At 65.4% G+C, this 24,855-nt stretch carries 24 protein-coding genes and 2 tRNA genes; 20 read left to right on the plus strand and 6 right to left on the minus strand.

Going from position 1 to position 24,855, the window contains the following annotated elements:
• Positions 1-20 precede the first annotated feature (20 nt).
• From lgt to AB0O71_RS06200, 5 genes are all read left to right on the plus strand, one after another.
• Positions 21-1,022, plus strand: a complete 1,002-nt coding sequence (gene lgt / locus AB0O71_RS06180) for a prolipoprotein diacylglyceryl transferase (RefSeq protein ID WP_363743292.1) — start codon at positions 21-23, stop codon at positions 1,020-1,022.
• A gap of 17 nt (positions 1,023-1,039) precedes the next feature.
• Complete coding sequence (gene pyk / locus AB0O71_RS06185) at positions 1,040-2,515, plus strand: pyruvate kinase (RefSeq protein ID WP_363743295.1); 1,476 nt, start codon at positions 1,040-1,042, stop codon at positions 2,513-2,515.
• Positions 2,516-2,550: 35 nt separating this feature from the next.
• Positions 2,551-2,632, plus strand: a tRNA-Leu gene (locus AB0O71_RS06190).
• A 202-nt stretch (positions 2,633-2,834) separates the two neighbouring features.
• Positions 2,835-3,002, plus strand: coding sequence for a hypothetical protein (locus tag AB0O71_RS06195; protein WP_363743297.1), 168 nt, complete (start codon positions 2,835-2,837; stop codon positions 3,000-3,002).
• Positions 3,003-3,042: 40 nt separating this feature from the next.
• On the plus strand, positions 3,043-3,651 hold the full coding sequence (locus AB0O71_RS06200; protein ID WP_363743299.1) for a response regulator: 609 nt from the start codon (positions 3,043-3,045) through the stop codon (positions 3,649-3,651).
• Positions 3,652-3,735: 84 nt separating this feature from the next.
• On the opposite strand, the gene AB0O71_RS06205 is transcribed toward AB0O71_RS06200, so the two are convergent.
• Positions 3,736-4,176: a hotdog fold thioesterase gene (locus AB0O71_RS06205; protein WP_363743301.1), complete on the minus strand. Its 441-nt coding sequence runs from the start codon at positions 4,174-4,176 to the stop codon at positions 3,736-3,738.
• 115 nt (positions 4,177-4,291) lie between these two features.
• Here AB0O71_RS06205 and polA point away from each other — a divergent pair, with 115 nt between their 5' ends.
• Both polA and rpsA read left to right on the plus strand, forming a co-directional pair.
• A complete protein-coding gene (gene polA / locus AB0O71_RS06210; RefSeq protein WP_363743532.1) occupies positions 4,292-6,916 on the plus strand; it encodes a DNA polymerase I in 2,625 nt (874 codons plus the stop codon).
• Positions 6,917-7,089: 173 nt separating this feature from the next.
• Complete coding sequence (gene rpsA, locus AB0O71_RS06215) at positions 7,090-8,535, plus strand: 30S ribosomal protein S1 (protein ID WP_363743304.1); 1,446 nt, start codon at positions 7,090-7,092, stop codon at positions 8,533-8,535.
• Positions 8,536-8,608: 73 nt separating this feature from the next.
• Here the strand turns inward: rpsA and AB0O71_RS06220 are convergent, their stop codons facing one another.
• Entirely contained in the window at positions 8,609-9,220 is a 612-nt protein-coding gene (locus AB0O71_RS06220; protein ID WP_363743306.1) for a DUF4126 domain-containing protein, read from the minus strand.
• Between the two features lie 50 nt (positions 9,221-9,270).
• Between AB0O71_RS06220 and coaE the strand changes: the two genes are divergently transcribed.
• Positions 9,271-9,876, plus strand: a complete 606-nt coding sequence (gene coaE, locus AB0O71_RS06225) for a dephospho-CoA kinase (protein WP_363743308.1) — start codon at positions 9,271-9,273, stop codon at positions 9,874-9,876.
• On the opposite strand, the gene AB0O71_RS06230 is transcribed toward coaE, so the two are convergent.
• Positions 9,863-10,474 carry a vitamin K epoxide reductase family protein gene (locus AB0O71_RS06230; RefSeq protein ID WP_363743310.1) on the minus strand — a complete coding sequence of 204 codons (612 nt, stop codon included), beginning with the start codon at positions 10,472-10,474 and terminating at the stop codon, positions 9,863-9,865. The genes coaE and AB0O71_RS06230 overlap by 14 nt on opposite strands.
• A gap of 261 nt (positions 10,475-10,735) precedes the next feature.
• Between AB0O71_RS06230 and AB0O71_RS06235 the strand changes: the two genes are divergently transcribed.
• From AB0O71_RS06235 to AB0O71_RS06290, 12 genes are all read left to right on the plus strand, one after another.
• A complete protein-coding gene (locus tag AB0O71_RS06235) occupies positions 10,736-13,216 on the plus strand; it encodes an Rne/Rng family ribonuclease (protein WP_363743312.1) in 2,481 nt (826 codons plus the stop codon).
• 146 nt (positions 13,217-13,362) lie between these two features.
• Positions 13,363-13,671 (plus strand): 50S ribosomal protein L21, encoded by a 309-nt coding sequence (gene rplU, locus AB0O71_RS06240; RefSeq protein ID WP_363743314.1) that lies wholly within the window; start codon positions 13,363-13,365, stop codon positions 13,669-13,671.
• A 33-nt stretch (positions 13,672-13,704) separates the two neighbouring features.
• Positions 13,705-13,959 carry a 50S ribosomal protein L27 gene (gene rpmA, locus AB0O71_RS06245; RefSeq protein WP_010157307.1) on the plus strand — a complete coding sequence of 85 codons (255 nt, stop codon included), beginning with the start codon at positions 13,705-13,707 and terminating at the stop codon, positions 13,957-13,959.
• Between the two features lie 69 nt (positions 13,960-14,028).
• Positions 14,029-15,534, plus strand: coding sequence for a GTPase ObgE (gene obgE / locus AB0O71_RS06250; protein WP_363743317.1), 1,506 nt, complete (start codon positions 14,029-14,031; stop codon positions 15,532-15,534).
• The gene (proB, locus tag AB0O71_RS06255; protein WP_363743319.1) at positions 15,531-16,304 is read left to right on the plus strand and encodes a glutamate 5-kinase; all 774 of its coding nucleotides are present in this window, start codon (positions 15,531-15,533) and stop codon (positions 16,302-16,304) included. The genes obgE and proB overlap by 4 nt, the downstream gene beginning before the upstream one ends.
• Before the next feature lie 65 nt (positions 16,305-16,369).
• Positions 16,370-17,623, plus strand: coding sequence for a glutamate-5-semialdehyde dehydrogenase (locus AB0O71_RS06260; RefSeq protein ID WP_363743321.1), 1,254 nt, complete (start codon positions 16,370-16,372; stop codon positions 17,621-17,623).
• A gap of 57 nt (positions 17,624-17,680) precedes the next feature.
• Positions 17,681-17,893, plus strand: coding sequence for a hypothetical protein (locus AB0O71_RS06265; RefSeq protein WP_363743323.1), 213 nt, complete (start codon positions 17,681-17,683; stop codon positions 17,891-17,893).
• Positions 17,894-17,908: 15 nt separating this feature from the next.
• A complete protein-coding gene (gene nadD, locus AB0O71_RS06270) occupies positions 17,909-18,505 on the plus strand; it encodes a nicotinate-nucleotide adenylyltransferase (protein ID WP_363743325.1) in 597 nt (198 codons plus the stop codon).
• On the plus strand, positions 18,506-20,254 hold the full coding sequence (locus AB0O71_RS06275; RefSeq protein WP_363743327.1) for a hypothetical protein: 1,749 nt from the start codon (positions 18,506-18,508) through the stop codon (positions 20,252-20,254).
• A 64-nt stretch (positions 20,255-20,318) separates the two neighbouring features.
• On the plus strand, positions 20,319-20,693 hold the full coding sequence (gene rsfS, locus AB0O71_RS06280; RefSeq protein WP_363743329.1) for a ribosome silencing factor: 375 nt from the start codon (positions 20,319-20,321) through the stop codon (positions 20,691-20,693).
• Positions 20,694-20,787: 94 nt separating this feature from the next.
• Positions 20,788-20,863 (plus strand) — tRNA-Ala (locus tag AB0O71_RS06285).
• Positions 20,864-20,961: 98 nt separating this feature from the next.
• Positions 20,962-22,224, plus strand: a complete 1,263-nt coding sequence (locus tag AB0O71_RS06290; protein WP_363743331.1) for a glutaminase — start codon at positions 20,962-20,964, stop codon at positions 22,222-22,224.
• Here AB0O71_RS06290 and AB0O71_RS06295 read toward each other — a convergent pair.
• The 3 genes from AB0O71_RS06295 to AB0O71_RS06305 are packed head-to-tail and all read right to left on the minus strand — an operon-like array spanning position 22,219 to position 24,823.
• Positions 22,219-23,124 carry a metal ABC transporter permease gene (locus AB0O71_RS06295; RefSeq protein ID WP_363743333.1) on the minus strand — a complete coding sequence of 302 codons (906 nt, stop codon included), beginning with the start codon at positions 23,122-23,124 and terminating at the stop codon, positions 22,219-22,221. The genes AB0O71_RS06290 and AB0O71_RS06295 overlap by 6 nt on opposite strands.
• Positions 23,121-23,870 (minus strand): metal ABC transporter ATP-binding protein, encoded by a 750-nt coding sequence (locus AB0O71_RS06300; RefSeq protein WP_363743335.1) that lies wholly within the window; start codon positions 23,868-23,870, stop codon positions 23,121-23,123. The genes AB0O71_RS06295 and AB0O71_RS06300 overlap by 4 nt, the downstream gene beginning before the upstream one ends.
• A complete protein-coding gene (locus tag AB0O71_RS06305; RefSeq protein WP_363743337.1) occupies positions 23,867-24,823 on the minus strand; it encodes a metal ABC transporter substrate-binding protein in 957 nt (318 codons plus the stop codon). The genes AB0O71_RS06300 and AB0O71_RS06305 overlap by 4 nt, the downstream gene beginning before the upstream one ends.
• Positions 24,824-24,855: the final 32 nt, after the last annotated feature.

A 24,855-nucleotide genomic window follows, 5' to 3' on the forward strand; every position in this document is an offset into this window, starting at 1 on the left:
CGCTGGCGAAAGAGGAGTGAATGATTCTCCCGTTGAGCATTCCGAGTCCCGAGCTGCAGTATCTGCAGCTCGGACCGCTGCGGATCTACTTCTACGCGCTCTGCATCATCGTCGGCATCATCGCCGCCGGGATCTGGACCGCACGGCGACTCGGGCAGCGTGGAGGCGAGCGAGGAGCGGTCTTCGACTTCCTCGTCTGGTCATTGGTGCTCGGCATCCTCGGCGCGCGTTTGTACCACGTCGTCACTCACTGGGGCGATTACTTCGGGGCGGGCAAGAACCCGCTCGAGATCTTCGCGTTCTGGAACGGCGGCATCGCCATCTTCGGCGCGCTCATCGGCGGCGGCATCGGCGTGCTCATCGCGTCGCGCATCACGGGCATCCGATTCTGGTCGTTCGCCGACGCGCTCGTGCCCGGCCTGCTGCTGGCGCAGGCGGTCGGCCGACTGGGCAACTGGTTCAATCACGAGCTGTTCGGCGGGCCCACCACCCTCCCGTGGGGTCTCGAGATCGAGTCGACGAACTCGGCTTTCCCGATCGGCCTCCCCGAGGGCACGTTGTTCCACCCGACGTTCCTCTACGAGGCCCTGTGGAACATTCTCGGGATCGTCGTACTGCTGGCCATCGAGCGGAAGTGGCGGCCGCGCTGGGGCACCTTCTTCGCGATGTACCTCATCTGGTACGGCATCGGCCGTGCGTTCACGGAGTCGCTGCGCGTCGACCCGAGCCTCATCTTCCTCGGTCTGCGCACCAACGTGATCGCCGCCCTCCTCGCTGTCGTGGTCGGAATCCTGTTGTTCGTGCTGCGCCGTCGCCGACACGTAGGGCTCGAGAACACGGTGTACCTGCCCGGCCGCCGTCACCCGGGCGACAACGTGCTCGCGGAGACGGCCGATGCGAATGAGTACTATCACGTGATCGATCGCGGTGACGCTGCATCCGCGTCGGCGGCCGACGACACTGATGCCCCCGAAGCCGAGCTGGAGCCAGCCCTCGGCGCCCACCCCGGCAAGACCCGCTAACCGAAGGAGCACGCTGCATGCGTCACGCCAAGATCGTCGCCACCTGGGGACCCGCTGTTTCCAGCTACGACCACACGCTCGCGCTGATACAGGCCGGCGTGAATGTTGCACGGCTCAACATGTCTCACGGCACGTACAACGTGCACGAGGGCATTTACCGCAACATCCGTCGTGCCGAGGCCGAGGTTGGTCGCCCGATCGCGGTGCTCGCCGACCTGCAGGGGCCGAAGATTCGTCTCGGCGTCTTCGAGGACGGGCCGTACGCATTGGCGGTCGGCGATGAGTTCGCGATCACGACGCGCGACGTCGTGGGAGATCGCACCATCGGCGGGACGACGCACAAGGGGCTGCCGGGTGACGTCAGCGCCGGAGACCCACTCCTGATCGACGACGGCAAGGTGACCCTGCGCGCGGTGCGCGTCACGGAGGACACGGTCTACACCGTGGTCGAGGTGCCCGGATCGATCTCCAACAACAAGGGGATCAACCTGCCCGGCGTCGCGGTCAACGTGCCGGCGCTCTCCGACAAGGACGAAGAGGATCTGCGCTGGGCGCTCGCGCTCGGCGTCGACTACATCGCACTCTCGTTCGTGCGCGACGCCGCCGACATCACGCGCGTGCACGAGATCATGGATGAGGCCGGCGTGCGTCTGCCGGTCATCGCCAAGATCGAGAAGCCCCAGGCCGTCGAGCACCTCGAGGGCATCGTTGCGGCGTTCGACGGCATCATGGTGGCGCGCGGCGATCTCGGTGTGGAACTGCCGCTCGAGCGGGTGCCGCTGGTGCAGGCTGAGGCGGTGACGATTGCCCGTCGCAATGCGAAGCCGGTCATCGTCGCCACCCAGGTGCTGGAATCGATGATCGAGAATCCGCGACCGACGCGCGCCGAGGCGTCTGACTGTGCGAATGCCGTGCTCGACGGTGCTGACGCCGTCATGCTCTCGGGAGAGACGAGCGTCGGAGCGTATCCCATCGAGGCCGTCGCCACGATGGCGAAGATTATCGAAGCGACTGAGGATCACGCGCTCGACCGCATCGAACCGTTGGGTGCCGCTCCGCGCACGCAGGGCGGCGTGCTGACGCTCGCAGCGTCCGATGTCGCCGACTTCGTCGGAGCCCGGTACATCTGCGTCTTCACGGAGTCGGGCGATACGGTGCGCCGCATGTCGCGGCTCCGGCGTCCGATGCCGATCATCGGGTTCACGCCCGATCCTGACACCCGCCGTCGCATGGAACTCACGTGGGGTGCTCGCAGCTACGAGGTGCCTCGCGTCGACAGCACCGACGAGATGTTTGTGCAGGTCGACAAGGTGTTGCTCGAACACTCACGCGTCGAGGTCGGCGAAAAGGTCGTCATCATCGCCGGATCGCCTCCCGGGGTCGTGGGCACGACGAACACGCTGCGCATCCATCGCATCGGGGAGGCCACGGGCCTGTTGCCCGAAGCGGGACCGCGGAAGTTCACGAAGGGCACCGAGCCCGCGTCGGATTAACACCCGCCTCCCCGTGCGGTAGGCTTGGGGAGTTCGCCGAATTGGTGGAATTGGCAGACACGGCGCACTCAAAATGCGTTGCCGAAAGGCGTGCGGGTTCAAGTCCCGCATTCGGCACGAACACGAAGCCCCTGCTTCGTCGCGGATCGCGGCGGAACGGGGGCTTCTTCGTTGCCAGGAGAGGGCTCCGAGCGCAGGTGAGGTCGTGTCAGCGAGGAAGCTGAGGGCAGGGTAGAGCTGCGCGGGCGCTCAGGCTAGCCCCTGGCATCTCGAAATGGCCCGCTGCACACTTGAAGTCCATCCATCAGAGGAGGACATCATGTCGATGAACAATACGAGTGCGCATCCCGACGGGGAAGAGGGCCGCGCGCCACTGTCGCAGCCGAAGGAAGACGACGACCTCCTCGTGCAGCACGGACACCCCGAGGCGCCCGAGTTCGGTGAAGCAGACACCGAAGATCCCGAACCCGTCGCGAATCTCGAATAGGGGGCGAAAACGCACAGGGAGAATGACGTAAGCTGGAACAGTGAATGACCAGAGCACTGCACCGAGCGCTCCGCGACGCGTTGTCGTTGCGGAAGACGAATCCCTGATCCGCCTCGATATCGTCGAGACGCTGCGCGATAACGGCTTCGAAGTGGTCGGTGAGGCCGGAGACGGCGAAACTGCCGTGAAGCTCGTGGAAGAACTGCGCCCTGACCTGGTGGTCATGGACGTCAAGATGCCGCAGCTCGATGGCATCTCCGCGGCGGAGCGCATTAACAAGACGCACCTCGCGCCGGTAGTGCTGCTCACGGCGTTCAGCCAGCGAGAACTGGTCGCGCGCGCGAGCGAGGCGGGAGCTCTCGCCTATGTGGTGAAGCCCTTCACCCCGGCAGACTTGATTCCCGCGATTGAGATCGCACTGTCTCGCTTCCAGCAGATCGTCGCCTTGGAGAGTGAGGTCGCGGACCTCGCGGAGCGTTTCGAGACTCGGAAGCTCGTCGACCGCGCCAAGGGCATCTTGAACGACAAGATGGGTTTGAGCGAGCCCGAGGCGTTCCGCTGGATTCAGAAGGCGTCCATGGATCGACGGCTGACGATGCAGGATGTCGCGAAGACGATCATCGATCAGCTGGGTCCGAAGAAGGACTAGTCGGCAATTTTCCGAACGCCCCGGTTCCGCTCACGCGGGCCGGGGCGTTCTGTGTTGGAGAAGCCACGCCGCCCCGGTGCCTCGCTACTCTGCGACTCGCTTGTAGAAATTCGTGATGCGCACGGTCGAGCACCGTCGACCACGGGCATCCGTCACGACGATCTCGTGCACCGCCACGCTCTTGCCCAGCTTGATCGGTGTGCACACTCCAGTGACGTGCCCCTCGGTCGCGGACCCGGTATGGGTGGCATTGATGTCGAGTCCGACGGCGACGTGGCCCTCGGGCGCGTGAAAGTTGGCGTGCATCGAGCCCAACGTCTCGCCGAGCACGACATACGCGCCCCCGTGCAGCAGCATCACCGGTTGCGTGTTCCCTGCGACGGGCATGGTTGCGACGGCGCGTTCGGCGGTGAACTCCGTCATTTCGATCCCCATGCGTTCGGCCAGAGCGCCCAACCCGCGGTGGCGGATGTATTCGATGCCGTCGCCTGGAATCGGAGATGCAGCGTTGGGGAGGACGACCATGGGTGCCTTTCGTCGTGTCGATGACACGCGCGGATCCCGAGCGACCGCGTCCGCCCTGGGGAATGTCGGTGGCGGATTGTAGGCTGGGCACGTGTCGAACACTCAGCCTACTCTCATGGTCATCGACGGCCACTCGCTCGCTTTCCGCGCGTTCTATGCGCTCCCGGTAGACAGCTTCCAGACGCAGTCGGGGCAGCACACCAACGCGATCCACGGCTTCATCGCCATGTTGATCAACCTGCTCAGCAATGAACAGCCCGACGCGCTGGCCGTGGCGTTTGATATTTCGCGGCACTCCTTCCGCACTGACGAGTACCCCGAGTACAAGGGCACCCGTGGTGAGACGCCCCCGGAGTTCAAGGGGCAGATTCCGTTGTTGCAGGATGCGCTGCACGCGATGGGAATCCGCACGATCGAGAAGGAGAACTACGAAGCCGACGACATCCTCGCGACGCTCGCGACCCGGGCGTCCGAGCACGGCTACCGTGTGCTCGTGGTCAGTGGCGACCGTGACACGATTCAGCTGGTCGACGACCGGGTCACGCTGCTCTACCCGTCGAAGCAGGGCGTGAGCGAGCTGACGCGGTACGACGCCGTGAAGGTGATGGAGCGCTATGGAATTCGGCCCGAGCAGTACCCTGAGATCGCGGCGCTCGTCGGGGAGACGAGCGACAATCTCCCGGGGATTCCGCGGGTCGGCGAGAAGACGGCCGTCAAATGGATCAACCAATTCGGGTCGCTCGAGGAGATTCTTCGTCGTCAGGACGAAGTGGGGGGCAAGGTCGGCGAGAGCCTGCGCGAACATGCGCATCTCGCCGAGCGCAACCGTCGACTGAACCGGCTCGTGCGCGACGTCGATCTCGACCTCGAGCTCGATGACCTGAAGCGCGGCGAGATCGATATGTCGGCCGTGCAGCAGATCTTTGCACAGCTCGAGTTCCGCACGCTGCTGCAGCGCGTGGGCAAACTCGCCGGCGCCGACGTGCCGGCTGGGGGAGCGATCGCCACAACGACGGCGCTGGCCCCCGATCGTCCTGAGCCCAAGAACCTGATCGACGAGGAGCTGGCCGACTGGCTTGCGAAGCACGAAGCGCCGGCGGTGCTCATTCGCGAACTCGATGGCGGGTACGACGTGGGTGTGGCTACCGCAGACTCCTCGGTGCGCTTCGACTGGCAACCCGGCGGTCGTGATTTCGTCCTCTTCGAGCAGTGGCTGTCGTCCGACGCTTCCAAGGTCTTCTTCGACTCGAAGCAGCAGCTTGCGGTCGCGCGTCACGCGGGTGTCAGCATCGGCGGGATCGCCGGCGATGTACTCCTCGCCACATGGGTGCTGCGTCCTTCAGCTGCAGAGAAGAGCCTCGCAGACGCCGTCTTCAGATATCTCGGCGAACAGGTGCCGGCGGGCGACCCGAATCAGCTCGTTCCCGAAGAGGGCAGCGTTGCCGACACCGCGACGCTCGCGTGGTACACAGTGCGCACGCACCAGGCGGCCGTGGAACGCTTCGAGTCGCGCTCGGGCGAGATCTATCGCGACATCGAGCTTCCACTCGTGGCGGTGCTCGACGGGCTCGAGCACCGCGGAGTGCAGATCGACGCGCCCCTGTTCGAAGCGCAGCATGCCGAACTCACCGAGCGTGTCGCCCGCCTGCAGCAGGAGGCATTCGACGCCATCGGGCACGAGGTCAATCTGTCGTCGCCCAAGCAGTTGCAAGAGGTGCTGTTCGAAGAACTCGACATGCCGAAGACGCGGAAGACGCAGCGCGGATACACCACTGATGCGGCCGCGCTTGCCGAGTTGCAGGCCAAGCAGCCGCATCCGTTCCTCGATGCCCTGCTCGGGCACCGCGATGCGAACAAGTTGCGGCAGATGATCGAAACGCTGATCAAGTCCGTGCGGGCCGATGGACGTATTCATACGACCTTCGTGCAAACGGGTTCGAGCACGGGGCGGTTGGCGTCGACGGACCCCAACCTGCAGAACATTCCCGTGCGCTCCGAAGAGGGTCGACGCATTCGCGAGGGATTCATTCACAGCAGCGAGTTCGAGACGCTGATGACGGCGGATTACTCCCAGATCGAGATGCGGATCATGGCGCACCTCTCGGGTGACGCAGGACTCATCCAGGCGTTCAACGAAGGCGAAGACCTGCACCGCTTCGTGGGCGCGCGCATCTTCGGCGTGGCGCCGGAAGACGTGACGAACGAGATGCGATCGAAGGTCAAGGCGATGTCCTACGGTCTTGCGTACGGGCTCTCGGCGTTCGGGCTGTCGAAGCAGTTGAATATCAGCGCGGCCGAAGCGAAGCAGCTCATGACCGATTACTTCGAGCGGTTCGGCGGGGTGCGCGATTACCTCCGCTCGGTCGTCGATCAGGCGAAGCGCGACATGTTCACCGAGACCATTTACGGTCGACGCCGTCCGTTCCCCGATCTTGCGAGCCCGAACCGGGTACTCCGAGAGAACGCCGAGCGAGCCGCGCTCAACGCGCCCATTCAGGGATCGGCTGCAGACATCATCAAGCGCGCCATGATCAAGGTTGAATCCCGTATGAACGAAGCGCGCATGGCATCTCGCATGCTGCTCCAGATTCACGACGAGCTCATGTTCGAAGTCGCGCCAGGGGAGTGGGACGCCCTCGAAGCGATCGTGCGTGAGGAGATGGCCGGCGCCGCGGAGCTCTCCGTGCCGCTCGAAGTGCAGGTGGGTCACGGACCCAACTGGAACGCTGCAGCACACTGACGCGCCGACTGAATTGCGTGATTGAACCCGGGCGCGTCCCCGGGTAGTATGAAGTGTCACATCTGTGGCGACTCAACCATGTCCACATGTGGAAACGTTCTCGAATCTTCGGGATTCGGCCGTAATCGGCGCGTTTCCGCCTCGATACCCTGTCCATTCTGGAGACCAATTACATGACGAACGCAACGACCGAACGCAAGCAGGTCGCAGTTAACGACATCGGCTCAGCCGAAGACTTCCTTGCAGCGGTCGAATCGACCCTGAAGTTCTTCAACGACGGCGACCTCATCGAGGGCACCGTCGTGAAGATCGACCGCGACGAGGTACTCCTCGACGTCGGGTACAAGACCGAGGGCGTCATCCCCTCGCGCGAGCTGTCCATCAAGCACGACGTCGACCCCGGTGAGGTCGTCGAGGTCGGCGATTCCGTCGAGGCGCTCGTGCTCCAGAAGGAGGACAAGGAAGGTCGCCTCATCCTGTCGAAGAAGCGTGCTCAGTACGAGCGCGCTTGGGGCGACGTGGAGAAGATCAAGGAGAACGAGGGTGTCGTCACCGGCACCGTCATCGAGGTGGTCAAGGGCGGCCTCATCGTCGACATCGGGCTCCGCGGCTTCCTCCCGGCTTCGCTCATCGAGCTGCGCCGCGTGCGCGATCTCACCCCGTACCTGGGCCAGGAGATCGAAGCGAAGATTCTCGAGCTCGACAAGAACCGCAACAACGTGGTGCTCTCGCGCCGTGCGCTGCTCGAGGAGACTCAGTCGGCCACCCGTTCTTCCTTCCTCGCCGAGCTCAAGCCCGGTCAGGTCCGCAAGGGCGTCATCTCGTCGATCGTCAACTTCGGTGCGTTCGTCGATCTCGGTGGAGTCGACGGCCTCGTGCACGTCTCCGAGCTCTCCTGGAAGCACATCGAGCACGCCTCCGACGTCGTCGAGGTCGGCCAGGAGGTCACCGTCGAGGTGCTCTCCGTCGAGCTCGATCGCGAGCGCGTCTCGCTGTCGCTCAAGGCGACGCAGGAAGACCCGTGGCAGGTATTCGCACGCACCCACGCGATCGGCCAGATCGCGCCGGGCGTCGTCACCAAGCTCGTACCCTTCGGTGCATTTGTTCGCGTTGCAGACGGCATCGAGGGCCTCGTGCACATCTCGGAGCTGTCGGGCCAGCATGTCGAGCTCGCTGAGCAGGTCGTTCAGGCCGGCCAGCAGGTCTTCGTCAAGATCATCGATATCGATCTCGATCGCCGCCGCATCTCGCTCAGCCTGAAGCAGGCCAACGAGGGCGTGGACCCCGAGGGCACCGAGTTCGACCCGGCGCTCTACGGCATGACCACGGAGTACGACGAGAACGGCGAGTACAAGTACCCCGAGGGCTTCGATCCCGAGACGCAGGAGTGGAAGGAAGGCTTCGAGTCGCAGCGCGAGAAGTGGGAGCAGGAATACTCTGCTGCCCAGGAGCGTTGGGAAGCCCACAAGAAGCAGGTCGCTTCGATGCTGGCCGAGGCCGCCGCAGCGCCCACCGCTGAAGCTCCCTCCTCGACGTTCTCGAGTGACGCGGCTTCTGCCGGCGCTCTGGCCGACGATGCCGCTCTCGCGGCGCTGAAGGCTCAGCTCGAGGGCAACTAAGCTCTCCCGCAGTGCCCGGAAGGCCCGTTTCCCGTTCTCGGGGGCCGGGCCTTCCCGCGTATGCGGGGAGGTCTTACGAGAGCGACGCACCCGCGATCGCGCGGGTGCGTCGCTCTCGGAGCGCGCGGCGGAGCCTGCGTACGAGTATGAAGATCACGAAACCGAGCACGACGAGCGCGACGAGCGGAGCGATGACTGCGAGAACGGTGAGTACGACGGCGCCGATGTCCTCGAACGTGCTCGCCACCGCGGCGCCGGCCCCCGCCGTGAGCACGTTGAGTATGGGGCGGGCGAGAGCTTTCAGTGCGTGCGGTACCAGAGCAACAGCCGCTCCGAGAACCACCGGCCAGATGTCGGCCGAGTCGACGAATGCGGCGGGATCCGACACCGCCACGGTGTCGCTTCCAGCTCCGGCCGCGAAGACCATGCCTCCGGAGGCAGGCCGGATCAGAGTTTGGAGCACATCGTTGACCGAATCGAGCGCCGGAACCTTGTCGACGAGAATCTCGAACGCGAGCAGCACAGCCAGAATGCCGAGAGACCAGTCATTCTCGATCCAGCTCCAGCCGCTCGGCAGACTCACCCACTCGGTGAATCTCGACAAGAGCCCTACGCCGAGCAGCGGAATGTACGCGTTGAGGCCCGCTGATGCCGCAAGCACGACTCCGGTGATGATCTCGAGCATGTTCGCCTCCCTGGGAATCAGCCTACGGTGTCGCCGGATAAGCTGACAGCATGCAATTGATCGGCTTGACGGGCGGGATCGCCGCCGGGAAATCGACGATCGGAGCCCGTCTCGCGCAACTCGGCGCTGTTCGCATCGATGCCGATGCACTCGCCCGCGAGGCCGTGGCCGCCGGTTCCCCCGGACTCGTGCGGGTGATCGAGCGATTCGGGACGGAAATGGTTCGGGCTGACGGTTCGTTGGATCGCGCCGCACTCGGTGCGGTTGTGTTCGGCGACGCCGCGGCACTGGGCGACCTCAATTCGATCGTTCACCCCGAGGTGCGACGGCTCTTCCGGGAGCGCGTGGAACAAGCGCGGGCTGAGAATCCTGCGGCAATCGTTGTGTACGAGGTGCCTCTGCTGGCCGAGACCGACGCGCGAGACGAGCCGTGGGATCTCATCGTCGTCGCGGAGGCGGATGCCGAGACGCGGGTGGAGCGCATGGTCGGGCTGCGTGGCATGTCGGAGGAAGCAGCGCGTCAGCGGATCGCCAACCAGGGCGACGACGCGCAGCGAAGAGAAATCGCCGACGTCGTCATCGACACATCAGGCACGCTCGAGCAGTCGCTCGCGCAGGCGGATCGCCTCTGGCATGATCTCGTCAGCCGCGGCTGAACTCTGAAACCCAGTCGAGTTGCAGCTGCGCGACGAACGCGATCGCGGCGAAGCAGACCAGAATGATTACCCAGTTCCAGCTGAAGCAGCGGGCGAAGACGCGCTGCAGTCTCGGAGTGACCGGGATGTCTCCGACAGCATACGGGCGGAACAACGTGACCCAGAACAGGGGAATCGTCACCGTCCAGACCACCATGCACCACGGGCAGAGCGTGCCGAGCACGAAGACACTCTGCACGAAGAGCCAGGTGACGAGCGCGAACCCACCGAGCAAGCCGATCTGGTAGGCCACCCAGAACCACGGTGCGAACCGCGCTCCGGCCAGAAGCGCAACACCGACCGCGATCGGCGCGACAAATGCAGCGACGCCGATGATGGTATTGCTGAAACCGAGCAGCGCACCCTGCCACGACGCCATGTTGGGGCCGCAGGTGACGAGGATGCTGACCGAGCAGTTCGGTATGTAGTCGGGGTTCTGCAGCGTCTTGACGTACTCCGTGAGAAGCTCGAAGGACGCGAACCATCCGATAGCTCCAGCGACCACCGTGAATACTGCGAATGCGACGGATCGGGACGGGGCGCGGAGCTCTGAACTCATGGCGCGATCCTACTGCTCCTGGCTGCGAGTTCATCTCCACGGCCACGGCCGGACACGGTCATGACATAATGGTGATGGTGAGAGGCGCCCGACCGGCGAATCTCACGCACAGTCTTTTGAAGGTCGATGGACTTTCACCGGTCGATGAACGACCGAGCGCGAGCGAACCCGTTCGCGGAGAACAGGATTTGCGGATGACACCGCACAGATGAGCAACCCCAGGGGAATGCGCATTCTCCCGGGGCAGAGGAGACACCAGGAATGGTGAAGAACACGACACCGGAACAGTACGACCACGCGGCCGACGCGCCCTCGGAAGATCTGGAGCTCTCCGCAGGCGCGGATGCTTCTGAGCAGTCCGTTGCGAGCGATGGCGAGCCTGCAGCCTCGAGTGGAGCTGATGCCGCCCCGGACAGCGAGCAGAGCCCGCCGCGCGAGACGCCCCAACTCATCCTGCCCCTTGCTGAGATGTCGCCCGAGGAGCGGTTCCGCGCAACGACCCGGCTCATCTTCCTCGCGCCGGATGTGCCTCCGATCGCACCGCGACCCCGGCGCGTCGACTTCCGACCGAACGAGCTTCGGCAGCTCGACGATCTGCTCGATGAGCGCTTCTCCCGCGATGACGCGTCGGAGGAGCGGGAGTCGGCGGCATCCCAGCGCCGCAACCGTAAGCGTTCGCTGAGTGAGACCGGGACGGCACCGGACGAAGAGGCGCCGCGTCGCCAGCCGCGACAGGCTCCGGTCATCACTGAGCCGCAGAAGGTGAAGGGATCCACCCGCCTCGAGGCGAAGAAGCAGCGTCGACGCGACGGACGCGACGCTGGTCGCCGCCGGGTGGTCATCACCGAATCGGAGTTTCTCGCGCGCCGCGAGTCCGTCGATCGCGAGATGATCGTTCGCACCACTGCCGACCGCGTGCAGATCGGCGTGCTCGAGGACAAGGTGCTCGTGGAGCACTACGTGGCGCGCTCCAGCGAGAACTCGCTGATCGGCAACGTGTATCTCGGCCGCGTGCAGAACGTGCTCCCGAGCATGGAGGCGGCCTTCGTCGACATCGGTCGCGGCCGCAACGCGGTGCTCTACTCGGGCGAGGTCGACTGGTCGGACTTCGAGGGAGGCAACACCGCCCGACGGATCGAGAACGCGCTGAAGCCGGGCGACCAGGTGCTCGTGCAGGTGACGAAGGATCCGGTGGGCCACAAGGGCGCCCGTCTGACGAGCCAGATCTCCCTCCCCGGCCGCTTTCTGGTCTACGTACCGGGCGGGGCGATGAACGGTATCTCGCGAAAGCTCCCCGACACCGAGCGCGCTCGCCTGAAGAAGATTCTCAAGGCGGTGCTGCCAGACGGTGCCGGCGTGATCGTGCGCACGGCCGCAGAGGGCGCCAGCGAGGACCAGCTGACCCACGATGTTCAGCGGCTCACGCGCCAGTGGGAGTCGATTCAGAAGCGCGTCGAGAAGGGCGGCGGGCCGGTGCTACTGCACTCGGAGCCCGACATGCTCATCAAGATCGTGCGCGACGTCTTCAACGAGGACTTCCACCGCCTGACGATCTCGGGCGCGGATACGTACGCCACGATCGAGAACTACCTCTCGCAGGTCGCACCGGATCTGCTCGAGCGCGTCGAGCAGTACGACGCTGAGCGCGACATCTTCGACGAGTACCGCGTCACCGAGCAGATCGCAAAGGCGCTCGACCGCAAGGTCTGGCTTCCCTCCGGCGGTTCGCTCGTGATCGATCGCACCGAGGCGATGACGGTCGTCGACGTCAACACCGGAAAGTTCGTCGGATCGGGCGGCAACCTGGAAGAGACCGTGACCAAGAACAACCTCGAGGCGGCCGAGGAGATCGTGCGCCAGTTGCGACTGCGCGACATCGGCGGCATCATCGTGGTCGACTTCATCGACATGGTGCTCGAATCGAATCGCGATCTCGTGCTCCGTCGCATGGTGGAGTGCCTCAGCCGCGATCGGACGAAGCATCAGGTCGCCGAGGTCACCTCGCTCGGACTCGTGCAGATGACTCGCAAGAAGCTGGGTCTCGGTCTCCTCGAATCGTTCAGTGAGCCCTGCGACGTCTGCGCCGGCCGCGGCGTCATCGTGCATCACGAGCCGGTGAGCAAGCACCATCGCAGTGAAGCTCCCGCGCGCGGATCGAAGCGTAGCAAGGGCCAGCAGCAGCACCCGCAACCGCAGCAGCACGCGCAGCAGCACCAGCCGACCGAGGCGAAGGCGCAGACCCACGCGATCACGGACGGTGCGAAGAACATGCTGGCGCAGGTCGCAGCATCGACGTTGCACGCTGCGAAGGAGCCGCAGCAGGACGAGCTCGTGCGGGCACTGCAGGGCGTAGTGGCCGCCGGCGAAGAATCGCGCGATTCTCAGGCGTCTGGCCCTGAGGCGCCCCGCGCCACCGGACGCGCCCAGTTGGGAGCAGAGCGGGGCGGGCGACCTGCGGAGCCCCGTCAGGAGCGCGTGCAGCCGACTTCAGGAGGCGGTCTGCTCGACTCTGTGCTCGAAGCCCTTCCCGCGGCACCGGCGGCCGGCAACGGGAGGGCGCGCAATCGTCGTGTCTCGACCGCTCCGCTACGCGGCGGGTCGGAGACCGAGCGCGTCGACGTGGGCACGAACCCGGCGGGAGCTGCGGAGAGTGCTCCGGCCGACCCCAAGCAGGCGGCGCAGTTGGCGCTCGCTGAAGCGCTGGATGCGACGGCCAAGCTCAAGGATTCAGGGCGATCGTGACACGCGGGGGATCCTATTTGACCAAAATCGGTGCTTCGAGATATTATTGACCGTTGGTGCCACTCTTTGGGGTGGCGAACACAAGCTTCGATCGCGGCGGCGCTGCGGTTCGACACGCAAGGCGATCCTCGAGAAAAGGGTATGAAGTGGTTTACGCAGTAGTGCGCACAAGCGGACGTCAGGAAAAGGTCGAGGTCGGCTCGATCATCACCGTCAACCGTGTTTCGGGCGACTCCACGGGCAAGCTTCAGCTTCCCGCGGTGCTCCTCGTCGACGGCGACCAGGTGACCACCGACGCAGCCGCGCTGGCCAAGGTCACGGTAACCGCAGAGGTGCTCAACGACCTCCGCGGCCCGAAGATCGTCATCCAGCGATACAAGAACAAGACCGGTTACAAGAGCCGCCAGGGACACCGTCAGGATCTGACGCGTCTCAAGGTCACCGGCATCAAGTAATCGCTTCGACTACGATTCAAGGAGTAGAGACTCATGGCACATAAGAAGGGCGCCAGCTCCACCCGCAATGGCCGCGATTCGAACGCGCAGCGCCTCGGCGTGAAGCGTTTCGGCGGTCAGCAGGTGAACGCAGGCGAGATCATCGTCCGTCAGCGCGGAACCCACTTCCACCCCGGCGCGAACGTCGGGCGTGGCGGAGACGACACCCTGTTCGCTCTTGCAGCGGGCGCGGTCGAGTTCGGTGCGAAGGGCGGCCGCAAGGTCGTCAACATCGTGGCCGCAGCCTAACTTCAGGCATTCAACGGCGAGGCGGGCTTCGGCTCGCCTTTTGCCGTATCTAGGGCAGGGAATTCAGTAATGGTCACGTTCGTCGATCAGGTGCAAGTGCACGTCCAGTCAGGCCGCGGCGGAAACGGCTGCGTGTCGATCCGCCGTGAGAAGTTCAAGCCGCTCGCCGGCCCCGATGGCGGTGCAGGCGGGCACGGTGGTGACGTGGTCCTGGTTGCCGATCCGCAGGTGACCACCCTGCTCGATTACCACCGCCGACCGCACCGCACCGCCGAGAACGGCGGCTACGGGGCTGGCGACTACCGAGCCGGAACGAATGGCGCCGACCTGGTGCTGCCGGTTCCTGTCGGTACCGTGGTGAAGAATGAAGCGGGGGAGACCCTGATCGACCTCACCGAACCCGGAACGCGGTTTATCGCCGCGAAGGGCGGCGTGGGAGGTCTGGGCAATCTCGCACTCTCAAGCACGAAGCGCAAGGCTCCGGGCTTCGCACTGCTGGGCACCGACGGCTGGGCGGGTTCGCTCACGCTCGAACTCAAGACGATCGCCGACGTCGCGCTGGTCGGGTATCCGTCCGCCGGCAAGTCGAGCTTGATCGCGGCGATGAGCGCCGCCAAGCCGAAGATCGCCGACTACCCGTTCACCACGCTGCACCCGAACCTCGGGGTCGTACAGGTCGCCGACCACCGGTTCACGGTCGCCGACGTTCCCGGTCTCATTGAGGGCGCGAGCGAGGGGAAGGGGCTCGGCCTCGACTTCTTGCGCCACGTCGAGCGGTGCAGCGCTCTGCTCCACGTGCTCGACTGCGCGACTCTCGAACCGGGGCGCGATCCCATCTCCGATCTCGAGGTCATCAAGAGCGAACTCGCGGCCTACCCGGTCCCCGAAGGGCAGACTGCACTCCTCGACCGGCCGCAGCTCATCGCGCTCAACAAGATCGACGTGCCGGAGGGGCGAGAACTGGCTGAGTTCGTGCGGCCGGAACTCGAGTCGCAGGGGTATCGCGTCTTCGAGATCTCGACCGTGTCGCACGAGGGGCTTCGAGAACTGGGCTTCGCGCTCGCAGAGCTGGTCGAGACCGAACGCCAGCGACGCATCGACGAGGCCCCCGTGCAAGAGCGCATCGTGCTGCAGCCCAAGGCGGTGGACGATGGCGGGTTCCGAGTCGTGCCCGAGGGTGGAAGCTACGGAACGTTGTACCGGATTCTGGGCGCGAAGCCCGAGCGCTGGGTCGCGCAGACGGACTTCAAGAACGACGAGGCCGTGGGGTACCTGGCTGACCGTCTGCAGAAGATCGGCATCGAGGACGCGCTCGTGAAGGCGGGGGCGGTCGCCGGATCGACGGTGGTGATCGGTCCCGGATCGGGCGTCGTCTTCGATTGGGAGCCGACCATGACGAGCGCCGCCGAAGTGCAGATGGGCGCTCGCGGCACCGACTTGCGTGTCGACCCCAACGGTCGCCGCACCAACCAGGAACGTCGTGTCGACTACCACGGCCTTATGGACGCGAAGGCCGAAGCGCGCGCCGAGCTCGAGCGCGAGCGGAAGGCGGGGCTCTGGGAGGATCAGGCGTGACGCACGGCGACGAGCTGCTCGGGGCCCATCGGGTCGTGGTGAAAGTGGGTTCCTCCTCCGTCAGCGGTGAGAATGCGGCTCAGATTCCGGAGCTCGTCGCCTCGCTCGCTCGGCTGCATACTGCGGGCGCACAGGTGATTCTCGTCTCGAGCGGTGCAATCGCAACGGGAGTGCCGTTTCTGCGGCTCGAGGATCGCCCTGAAGATCTGGCGACGCAGCAGGCGGCGGCGGCGGTCGGCCAGAACATTCTGGTGAACCGGTACCAGCGGGCGCTGTCCACGCACGAGATCATCGCGGGTCAGGTATTGCTCACGGCTCACGATATCGAGAATCCCACCCACCGAGACAACGCCCGCCGCGCGATCGAACGGCTGCTGCAGCTCGGCATCCTTCCGATCATCAACGAGAACGATACGGTGGCGACCCACGAGATTCGGTTCGGCGACAACGATCGCCTCGCCGCGCTCGTCGCTCGCCTCGTTGACGCTGATCGACTGGTGCTGCTCTCCGACGTCGACGCGCTGTACACGGCGCCACCGATGATCGCCGGCGCCGTGCGCATCGCTGAGGTCGCATTTGGAGACCCGCTGGAGGGGATCGAGATCGGTGAAAGCCAGTCTGGCTGGGGCACCGGCGGCGCTGCCACGAAGGTGCAGGCGGCGCGTCTCGCTGCCGATGCGGGCGCGACCGTGCTGCTTACAGAGACCCGCCTGCTCGCCTCGGTGCTCGACGGCACCGACCACGGCACCCGCTTCGCTGCTCGTCCGTGACGGCCCGCTCGGAGCAGACCGAGCAGCGCTGATCCAGGGGCGAGGAAGGCGCTAGGCTGATGCTCATGTCTGCTGCCGATGCTTTTCTGGAGCGGCTCGAGCGTGCGCGCCACGCTGCTCGAACGCTCGCCACTGCGACCACCGCTTCGAAGAACGCCGCGCTCGAGGCGATCGCAGTCGGTCTCGAGAGCTCGATTCCGGAAATCGTCGCCGCGAATGCGCAGGATCTTGCCCGGGGTGAGGAGAACGGCATCGGAGTCGGCCTGCTCGACCGTCTGCGGCTCGATGAGTCGCGGGTGCTTGGCCTGGCCGCTGCGGTTCGCGAGCTCACCACCTTGCCCGACCCGGTGGGTCAGGTGGTGCGTGGGAGCACTCTGGCGAACGGCATCATGATCAACCAAGTGCGCGTGCCGTTCGGCGTGATCGGCGCGATCTACGAGGCCCGGCCGAACGTGACGATCGATATCGCTGCCCTGGCGCTGAAGAGCGGCAATGGCGTCGTGCTGCGCGGTGGCAGCGCGGCTGAGCAGACGAACGCCGCACTTGTCGCGCTGATACAGAAAGCGGTAACTGGCGCTGGGCTCGACGGTGAAGCGGTGCAGACCATCGATCCGTTCGGACGCGAGGGCGCCGGAAGGCTCATGCGCGCACGAGGCTATGTCGATGTGCTCATTCCGCGGGGAAGTGCGTCGCTCATCTCGACCGTCGTCAACGAGTCGACGGTCCCGGTGATCGAGACCGGATCAGGAGTGGTGCACGTGTTCGTCGACGAGTCGGCCGATGATGACATGGCCGTCGAGATCGCGCTCAACGCGAAGACGCATCGACCGAGCGTGTGCAATGCAGCGGAGACGCTCCTCGTGCATCGCGGCGCCGCAGATCGTCTGCTCCAAAGGCTCTCGGAGGCTCTGCTCGCCGCGAACGTGACCGTGTACGGGGATCAGGCGACAGCGGAGCGCGTATCGGGGGTCGTACCCGCGAGCGACGAGACCTGGGCCACGGAGCATCTTGCCCTCGAAATGGGCATCAAGGTCGTGGATTCGCTCGACGATGCCCTGACACACATCGAACGCTACTCGACACGTCACACCGAGGCCATCGTCACGCGGGATTACGCGAACGCCGAGCGGTTCCTGTCCGAGGTCGACTCGGCCGTGGTCATGGTGAACGCCTCGACGCGCTTCACCGATGGAGGAGAATTCGGATTCGGCGCCGAGGTGGGCATCTCGACCCAAAAGCTGCACGCGCGCGGCCCGATGGGCCTCCCCGAGCTCACGAGCACGAAATGGCTGGTGCGCGGCGCTGGCCAGATCCGCTGACCTCACCCGCTAGACTGATTCGGTACCATTCACCGTCACGAATGCAGGGGACCACCAATGTCACTTCTTGCCACGATCGCAGCTGCCGCCGAAGAGGGGCACCACGTCGTCAATGAGCTGCCGTTCCCGGCCGTCGTCTTCGGCGTGATCGTATTCGCGCTGTTCTGCGTTATCGCAGCAGTGACCTTCTCATTCCGTGATGTCGCAAACCGTCACTCCGCCAAGGCCGACGCCTACGCTCGCGAGCACGGCTCAGCCACCCACCACTAGACGAGCGCGCCGACCGTGTCACACACACGTCGGATCGGGGTGATGGGCGGTACATTCGATCCCATTCACCACGGTCACCTCGTGGCTGCCAGCGAGGTGGCTCAGAGCTTCGACCTTGACGAAGTGCTGTTCGTGCCGACGGGCCGCCCGTGGCAGAAGCAGAACGTTTCGGCGAGCGAGCATCGATACTTGATGACGGTGATTGCCACCGCCTCGAATCCGCGATTCACGGTCAGTCGAGTCGACGTGGACCGCGCGGGACCGACGTACACCGTGGATACGCTCCGCGATCTGCATGAGCAGCACCCGGACGCGGAGCTCTTCTTCATCTCGGGCGCCGACGCCGTCGAGCAGATCCTCAGCTGGAAAGACGTGGAGCACCTCTGGGATTACGCTCACTTCATCGCCGTATCCCGCCCGGGGCATGACCTCTCGCTTTCGGGATTATCCGAGGAGCACGTAAGCTTGTTGGAAGTTCCCGCGCTGGCGATCTCGTCGACGGACTGTCGGGCACGAGTCGCCCGAGGTTATCCGGTGTGGTACCTCGTCCCTGACGGTGTGGTGCAGTACATTGCGAAGCACGGGCTATACACCGAGGAAGCGACAGAGTAGATGAGCGAGCAGGACGAACAACGACCGCTGACCCGGCGTGAGCGGCGCATGCGCGACCTGGGAGAAACCGGCGCCATGGATCTCTCGGAGATCGTGGGCGACGGCGATGCGCCGACCTCTGCAGTGCCCGCTGCTGCACCGGCGCCCGAGTCGCCGATCGAGATTTCTCCCTTCCACGAGGATGGGACGCCGCGTAGCCGTCGCGAAATGCGTCAGCTGCGAGACGAAGCGCTCGCGGCCCAGGGGCGCGCTGCGGCAGACAGTGCTGAGGTCGCGGTGACCGAGCCTGAGGGGGCCGGCGCTGCTGCTGGCGAGAATTTGCCGGGCCCAGACACCACCGTCTCGGAACCGCTCGACGCGAGCGGCCCGGAGACGGCGGCCGACGGGACTGAGACCCCTGCCCCTGCTCCGGCTCAGGACGAACCGGACTTCGACACGCTGATGTCGCCACCGACCGAGCCCTTCACCGTTGAGGAGCTGCGCGAGGCAGAGGCGATGGATGAGAAGGATTCGGCTGACCCGGCGCCGCCGGAGAGTCAGGCCACCGAGGTTTCGGCCACCGAGGTTTCGGCCACCGAGGTTTCGGCCCCGGACGAATCTGCACCCGAGGAATCCGCATCCGAGGAGTCTGCGCCCGGCCCTGCGTCGGCGAGTGATGAATTCGGCGAGCCTGCTGCCTCAGAAGCTCCGGCGAAGCCGAAGCGTCGATTTCCCTGGCAGCGTTCGAAGCAGTCGGGCGAAGCGGGCGAAGCGGACGGGGCGGAGACCGGCGAAGTTGCGGGCGGTCGAGCCGAGGCGAGCTCCGAGCCAGAAACCGAGCCCGCCCGTGAAGCCGAACCGGTCATCGAACCCGAGCCCATCGTCGCGGATGAAACGGCGGTCGACGTCGATTCGGCAGCGGAGACCGCGCCGGAAGCTGAACCCGAGCCCGTCATCGAGGCGGAGCTGGTCGAAGCCGAGCCCGCGCCGCCTGTCGAAGCTGAGACGACAGTGCTGGAAGCGGCCCAGCCCGAGGTGCCGAGCGAAGCGCCCGAGGATCTTCCGGTAGCGCCTCCGGAGACCGTCGCGCTTCCCACGCAAGCGGCTGACGATGAGCCGTCGAGCTCCGTTGCTCAAGAGGGTGCCGAGCTCAAGCCCGCGACGACCGATGGGCCGCGCGAGCAGGGCGGCGCCAACCCGCAGCATCGCGAAAGCTACTCGTTCCCCGACATCGCTCCGCCGGAGGAATGGCGGTCGGTGTTCGACGATCCCTCAGGGCGTCAGTTCCCGAATACGGGAGAGACGCCGCAGAGTGGCGATTTCGACGACCTCATTTCGCGCGCCGTCGCGCAGGAGGGGTCGACTGGGAGCACGGGCACCTCTGCGCTCATTCTCCCCACAATGCCGGAGGACACCGGCGGCCTGACGGGCCCGCTCGGGGCGACCGGTGATCTCTACGTCACCGGGTCGCTGAAACTGCCGAGATCGCTGGGCGAGACCGGCGGGCACTCTGCGCTGCATGATTCGATCGAGATGCATCCGATCACGGGAGATCAGATGCCGCAGCGAGACGAGGGGAACGAGGGCCCCGCTCCGGTCTCCGCCAGACACGCGGTCAGCGCCCGAGTCGATTCCGGGATACCGGTGGTCGCGAAGCCGACCCGGGAGAAGAGCAAGCTCCCGCTCGTGCTTTCTCTGACCGGTGGCGGCCTGCTCGTGGTCGTCGTCGGGCTCGGCGCCTGGGGTGCGAGCAACGGCTTCTTCGGCTGACCGGCCGAAACCACATTCTCTGAACGAAGGACATGAACTGAACGCTGCAACTGATACACGCGACGTGCGATCCGACCTGAAGTACGCGGTGGTCGCCGCCGACGAGAAGGGGGCGACCGCGCAGGTCGCGCTCGAAGTGACGGAGCAGTTCGGCCTCGCCGATGTGTTCCTCATCGTCACCGGCTCCGTCGAGCGGAACGTCCAGGCAATCTCCGATGGCATCGAGGATGCCCTGAACGGTGCGGGCGTCCGCACGGTGCGACGCGAGGGGCGCGAGAGCGGTCGCTGGATCCTGCTCGACTTCGGTGACCTGATCGTTCACGTATTCCATCAGGAAGAGCGCGACTTTTACCAGCTGGAAAAGCTGTGGCAGGACTGCCCGACGATCGACACGGCTGCCTTGATTCCCGAGGCTCCGCAGGCCTCCACGGCCGAGTAAACGTGACGCGCCCGAGATCTATCGATTTGGCTCTCGTGTGTCCGGGTGATGTACAGTAGAAGAGTTGTCGGGCGAGCATTCGCTCGACTTCCCTGGGTCTATGGCGCAGCTGGTAGCGCACCTGCATGGCATGCAGGGGGTCAGGGGTTCGAGTCCCCTTAGATCCACCACTTCTTCGAAAAGCCTCGCTTCGGCGGGGCTTTTCTTGCGTTGCTGGGAACTACAGTGAGATGGGTGCGCTCGTCGAAACCGCGCCGAGGAGACCATCGTGCATACGCCTGTTCCTGAATACCTGCAAGAAGTGCTTGCCGATCTGCGTGCGCACGTCGGGGGCGCGGTGGCCGACTACATCCCTGATCTGGCTGCGGCGGATCGCGATCGCTTCGGAGTCGCACTCGCGACGACGAGCGGCCGTGTGCATACCGCGGGTGACGCGGATGTCGAGTTCTCGATCCAGTCGGTGTCGAAGCCATTCGTCTATGCAGCCGCGATCATGGACCGCGGTGTGGAGCGCGTGCTCGAGTCGGTAGGTGTCGAACCCTCGGGTGAGGCCTTCGACGAGCTCTCCCTGGAACACGACTCGCACCGCCCGCGAAACCCCATGATCAATGCCGGGGCGATCACCACCCATCAGCTGCTCCTCAGCGATGACGCGACGGCTGCCGCGCGCGTGGAACGAGCACGCGGGTTCCTTTCAGAGCTGGCCGGCCGCGAGCTCCGGATCAACGAGTCGATCCTGCGGTCAGAGCTCGATACCGCCGACCGCAATCTGGCGCTCGCCCATCTGCTGCGCAACTACGGTGTGTTCTCAGCGGCGGCGCACGAGGCCGTCGAAGGCTACACGGCGCAGTGCTCCATCATGGTCACAGCCCGCGATCTCGCTGTGATGGGCTCGTGCCTCGCGAATGGAGGGCTGCATCCGCAGACCGGAGCGCAGGTGGTGCCCAGCGATGTGGTGCGTCAAGCGCTGTCGGTCATGGCGGCGGCGGGCATGTACGACGCGGCTGGCTCGTGGTTTTCAGAGGTCGGTATTCCGGCGAAGAGCGGTGTCTCAGGCGGCATGCTCGGCGTGCTTCCCGGCCAGATCGGGATCGGGCTCTTCTCTCCGCGCCTGGATGCCCACGGGAACAGCGCGCGAGGGGTCGCGGCGTTCCGTAGGCTGTCCGCAGACATGAACCTGCACCTCATGACGGCCGGCCCGGTCGGGTCTGCTCCGATTCGAGCGATCGAACGAAGCACGGACCGCATCACCGTCGTGCTGCAGGGCGCGATCCAGTTCGCGGGCGCTGAGGCCGTGCTCGATCGCCTGCAGTCAATCGATGCAGAGCCGACGACCGTGCTCTTCGACGTCAGCAGGGTCGATCGATTTCTCGATGTGGGACGCCGGATGACGCTCGAGGGCATGCGCAGGCTTCGACTTGACGGGCACCGCATCGCGCTCTACGACCCGGACGGACTCCTGCCCGATCCCGACATGGGGGACGGGCACTTTCCGGAGAACCTGCCGGACCGAGAGCTGCGCCGCTCATGAGCCGGCGTTGCGTGTGACCGTTTCGCTCGCCGATGAGCGGCGACGTGCTGACCGTCGCCGCTGAACGAGCCCCCGCACCAGCAGGCCCTGACGCGGGCTGAAGAGGTAGACGAGCGCGAACGCGCAACCCTGGACCAGAATCACCAGGCCGCCGGAGGCCGCATCCATCCAGTAGCTCAGCATGATGCCGATAACGGAGCACACCGCTGAGAGAATCGGTGCGATCACCAGCATGCGATGGAAACGGTCGGTGAGCAGGTACGCCGTGGCGCCGGGAATGATCAGCATGGCGACGACGAGGATCACGCCGACCACCTGCAGGGCGACTACGGACGTCAGCGCGAGGAGGCCGAGCAGGAGCGCGCCGAGCAGGCGCGGGTTGAGCCCGATCGCGTGGGCGTGCGTGGGATCGAAGGCATACAGGGTCAAGTCGCGCCGTTTGATCATCAGCACGACGAAGGCGACGGCGGCGAGGATGCCGATCTGCAGGAGATCGGCATCGGACACCCCGAGGATGTTGCCGAAGACGATGTGGCTGAGGTCGGTCTGGCTGGGGATCACGGAGATGAGTACGAGCCCCAGCGCGAAAAGCGTCGTGAAGACGATGCCGATCGCTGCGTCTTCTTTCACTCGGCTGGTGTCGCGAATCGCTCCGATGAGAGCGACGGCTAGGAAGCCGAACACCAGAGCCCCCAGTGCGAAGGGTGCGCCGACGAGGTAGGCGAGCACCACGCCGGGCAGCACGGCGTGCGAGACCGCGTCGCCCATGAGCGACCACCCGGTGAGCACGAGCCAGCACGACAGGAGCGCGCATACGACGGCGGCGATAGTCGTCGTGATGATGGCACGCACCATGAATTCGTACTGCAAGGGTTCGAAGAGGAAATCGAATGGGGTCACGGCGTACCTCCGTTCTCTCCCGTTGCGCGAGTCTCCAAGCCGAAGGCCTGCGCCAGGCGCTCGGGTGCGAGTGCCTCGGCGACCGGGCCGTGGAACAGCACGCTCCGCAGCAGCAGCGCGGCTTCATCGGCCAGGTCGGGCAGGGCGTGGAGGTCGTGCGTGGAGACGAGCACTGTGCGTCCGCCAGCGGCGAGCTCGCGGAGCAGCCGCACGATCGTGGCCTCACTGCGCTGGTCGACGCCCGCGAAGGGTTCGTCGAGCAGCAGTATCTCGGCATCCTGGGCGATGCTTCTCGCGACAAAGGCGCGCTTCTTCTGGCCCCCCGAGAGGGAACCGATCTGACGGTCGCCGAGCTCGGCGAGTTCGACTCGTTCAAGCGCCTGCTCGACAGCGGTGTGATCGGAGGCGCTCGGCCGCCGGGTGATGCCGAGCCGGCCGTAGCGGCCCATCATGACGACGTCTCGAACGGAGACGGGGAACGCCCAGTCGACGTCCTCGCTCTGCGGCACGTAGGCGAGGAGGCCGTTCGCCCGAGCGGCGGCGGGAGTGGCCCCGGCGACCTCGACCGACCCGTGCTCTATCCGAATCGCCCCCATGATCGCCTTGAAGAGGGTCGATTTGCCCGAGCCGTTCATGCCGATCACGCCGGTCACGCGCCCAGACTCGACCTGCAGCGAGGCCTGTTCGAGCGCCGTGATTTCGCCGTACCCCACGGTGATATCGCGAACGGAGATGGCAGTCGTCATGATGAGCTCGCCTTCGCACCGCTGAGGGCCTCGACGATGGTCTCGGTGTCGTGAGCGATGAGGTCGAGATAGGTCGGCACCGGACCGTCGGGCTCGGAGAGCGAATCGACGAAGAGGGTGCCGCCGAATGCGGCGCCCGATGCTTCCGCAACCTGCAGCATGGGGCGATCGGACACGGTGGATTCGCAGAAGACCGCCGGAACCTCGTTGTCGCGAACGAACTCGATCGTGTCCGCGATCTGTCGCGGCGTCGCTTGCTGCTCGGCGTTCACCGGCCAGATGTACCGCTCCGTCAGCCCCGCATCTCGAGCGAGGTATGAGAATGCGCCTTCGCAGGTCACGAGCGCGCGGTGCGCCTCGGGGAGAGCGCGCACAGCGTTGGCGAGGCGATCCTCGACCTCCTGGAGTTCTGCTTGGTATGCGGCTCCCCGAGCGGCGAAGTCATCGGCGTGATCGGGATCGAGCTCGCTGAACGCCGCGATCATGTGATCGACGTACACCTGAGCATTGCTCGGGCTCATCCACGCGTGCGGGTTCGGTTTTCCCGAGTACGCGTCGCCCGCGATGTCGATGGGATCGATGCCGTCTGAGACGACGACGTGGGGCACCTCTGCCTGTTCCACGAAACGCGCGAACCAGGCTTCGAGTCCGAGCCCGTTGTCGAGGATGAGATCTGCCTCCGAAGCCTTGGCGATGTCGAGCGGCGTGGGCTCGTACCCGTGTATCTCCGCGCCCACTTTCGTGATCGATCGCACTTCGAGGTGCTCGCCGCCCACGTTGCGAGCCATGTCTGCAAGCACCGTGAATGTCGTGAGTACAACAGGACGACCGTCCGCGGCCGACCCGTCGCCTCCCGCGGTCGCGTCGAGCGGGGAGCACGCCGTCCCGAGGAATGCGAGCACGAGGAGCACTCCCATCGTGCGCGTGCTGCGGTTGGGCCTCCCTGGTTGCACGATCAGCTCCTCGCTGCATTGTCGAATAGAAA

It is taken from the genome of Leucobacter sp. NPDC077196, from assembly GCF_040687075.1.
In the GTDB taxonomy this organism is placed as follows: Bacteria; Actinomycetota; Actinomycetes; order Actinomycetales; family Microbacteriaceae; genus Leucobacter.

Bases quoted from the DNA above. Each gene is read 5' to 3' on its own strand.
- lgt (WP_363743292.1), top strand. From the start codon at position 21: ATGATTCTCCCGTTGAGCATTCCGAGTCCCGAGCTGCAGTATCTGCAG.
- pyk (WP_363743295.1), top strand. From the start codon at position 1,040: ATGCGTCACGCCAAGATCGTCGCCACCTGGGGACCCGCTGTTTCCAGC.
- AB0O71_RS06195 (WP_363743297.1), top strand. From the start codon at position 2,835: ATGTCGATGAACAATACGAGTGCGCATCCCGACGGGGAAGAGGGCCGC.
- AB0O71_RS06205 (WP_363743301.1), bottom strand. From the start codon at position 4,176: ATGGTCGTCCTCCCCAACGCTGCATCTCCGATTCCAGGCGACGGCATC.
- polA (WP_363743532.1), top strand. From the start codon at position 4,292: ATGGTCATCGACGGCCACTCGCTCGCTTTCCGCGCGTTCTATGCGCTC.
- rpsA (WP_363743304.1), top strand. From the start codon at position 7,090: ATGACGAACGCAACGACCGAACGCAAGCAGGTCGCAGTTAACGACATC.
- AB0O71_RS06220 (WP_363743306.1), bottom strand. From the start codon at position 9,220: ATGCTCGAGATCATCACCGGAGTCGTGCTTGCGGCATCAGCGGGCCTC.
- coaE (WP_363743308.1), top strand. From the start codon at position 9,271: ATGCAATTGATCGGCTTGACGGGCGGGATCGCCGCCGGGAAATCGACG.
- AB0O71_RS06230 (WP_363743310.1), bottom strand. From the start codon at position 10,474: ATGAGTTCAGAGCTCCGCGCCCCGTCCCGATCCGTCGCATTCGCAGTA.
- AB0O71_RS06235 (WP_363743312.1), top strand. From the start codon at position 10,736: ATGGTGAAGAACACGACACCGGAACAGTACGACCACGCGGCCGACGCG.
- rpmA (WP_010157307.1), top strand. From the start codon at position 13,705: ATGGCACATAAGAAGGGCGCCAGCTCCACCCGCAATGGCCGCGATTCG.
- obgE (WP_363743317.1), top strand. From the start codon at position 14,029: ATGGTCACGTTCGTCGATCAGGTGCAAGTGCACGTCCAGTCAGGCCGC.
- AB0O71_RS06260 (WP_363743321.1), top strand. From the start codon at position 16,370: ATGTCTGCTGCCGATGCTTTTCTGGAGCGGCTCGAGCGTGCGCGCCAC.
- AB0O71_RS06265 (WP_363743323.1), top strand. From the start codon at position 17,681: ATGTCACTTCTTGCCACGATCGCAGCTGCCGCCGAAGAGGGGCACCAC.
- AB0O71_RS06275 (WP_363743327.1), top strand. From the start codon at position 18,506: ATGAGCGAGCAGGACGAACAACGACCGCTGACCCGGCGTGAGCGGCGC.
- AB0O71_RS06300 (WP_363743335.1), bottom strand. From the start codon at position 23,870: ATGACGACTGCCATCTCCGTTCGCGATATCACCGTGGGGTACGGCGAA.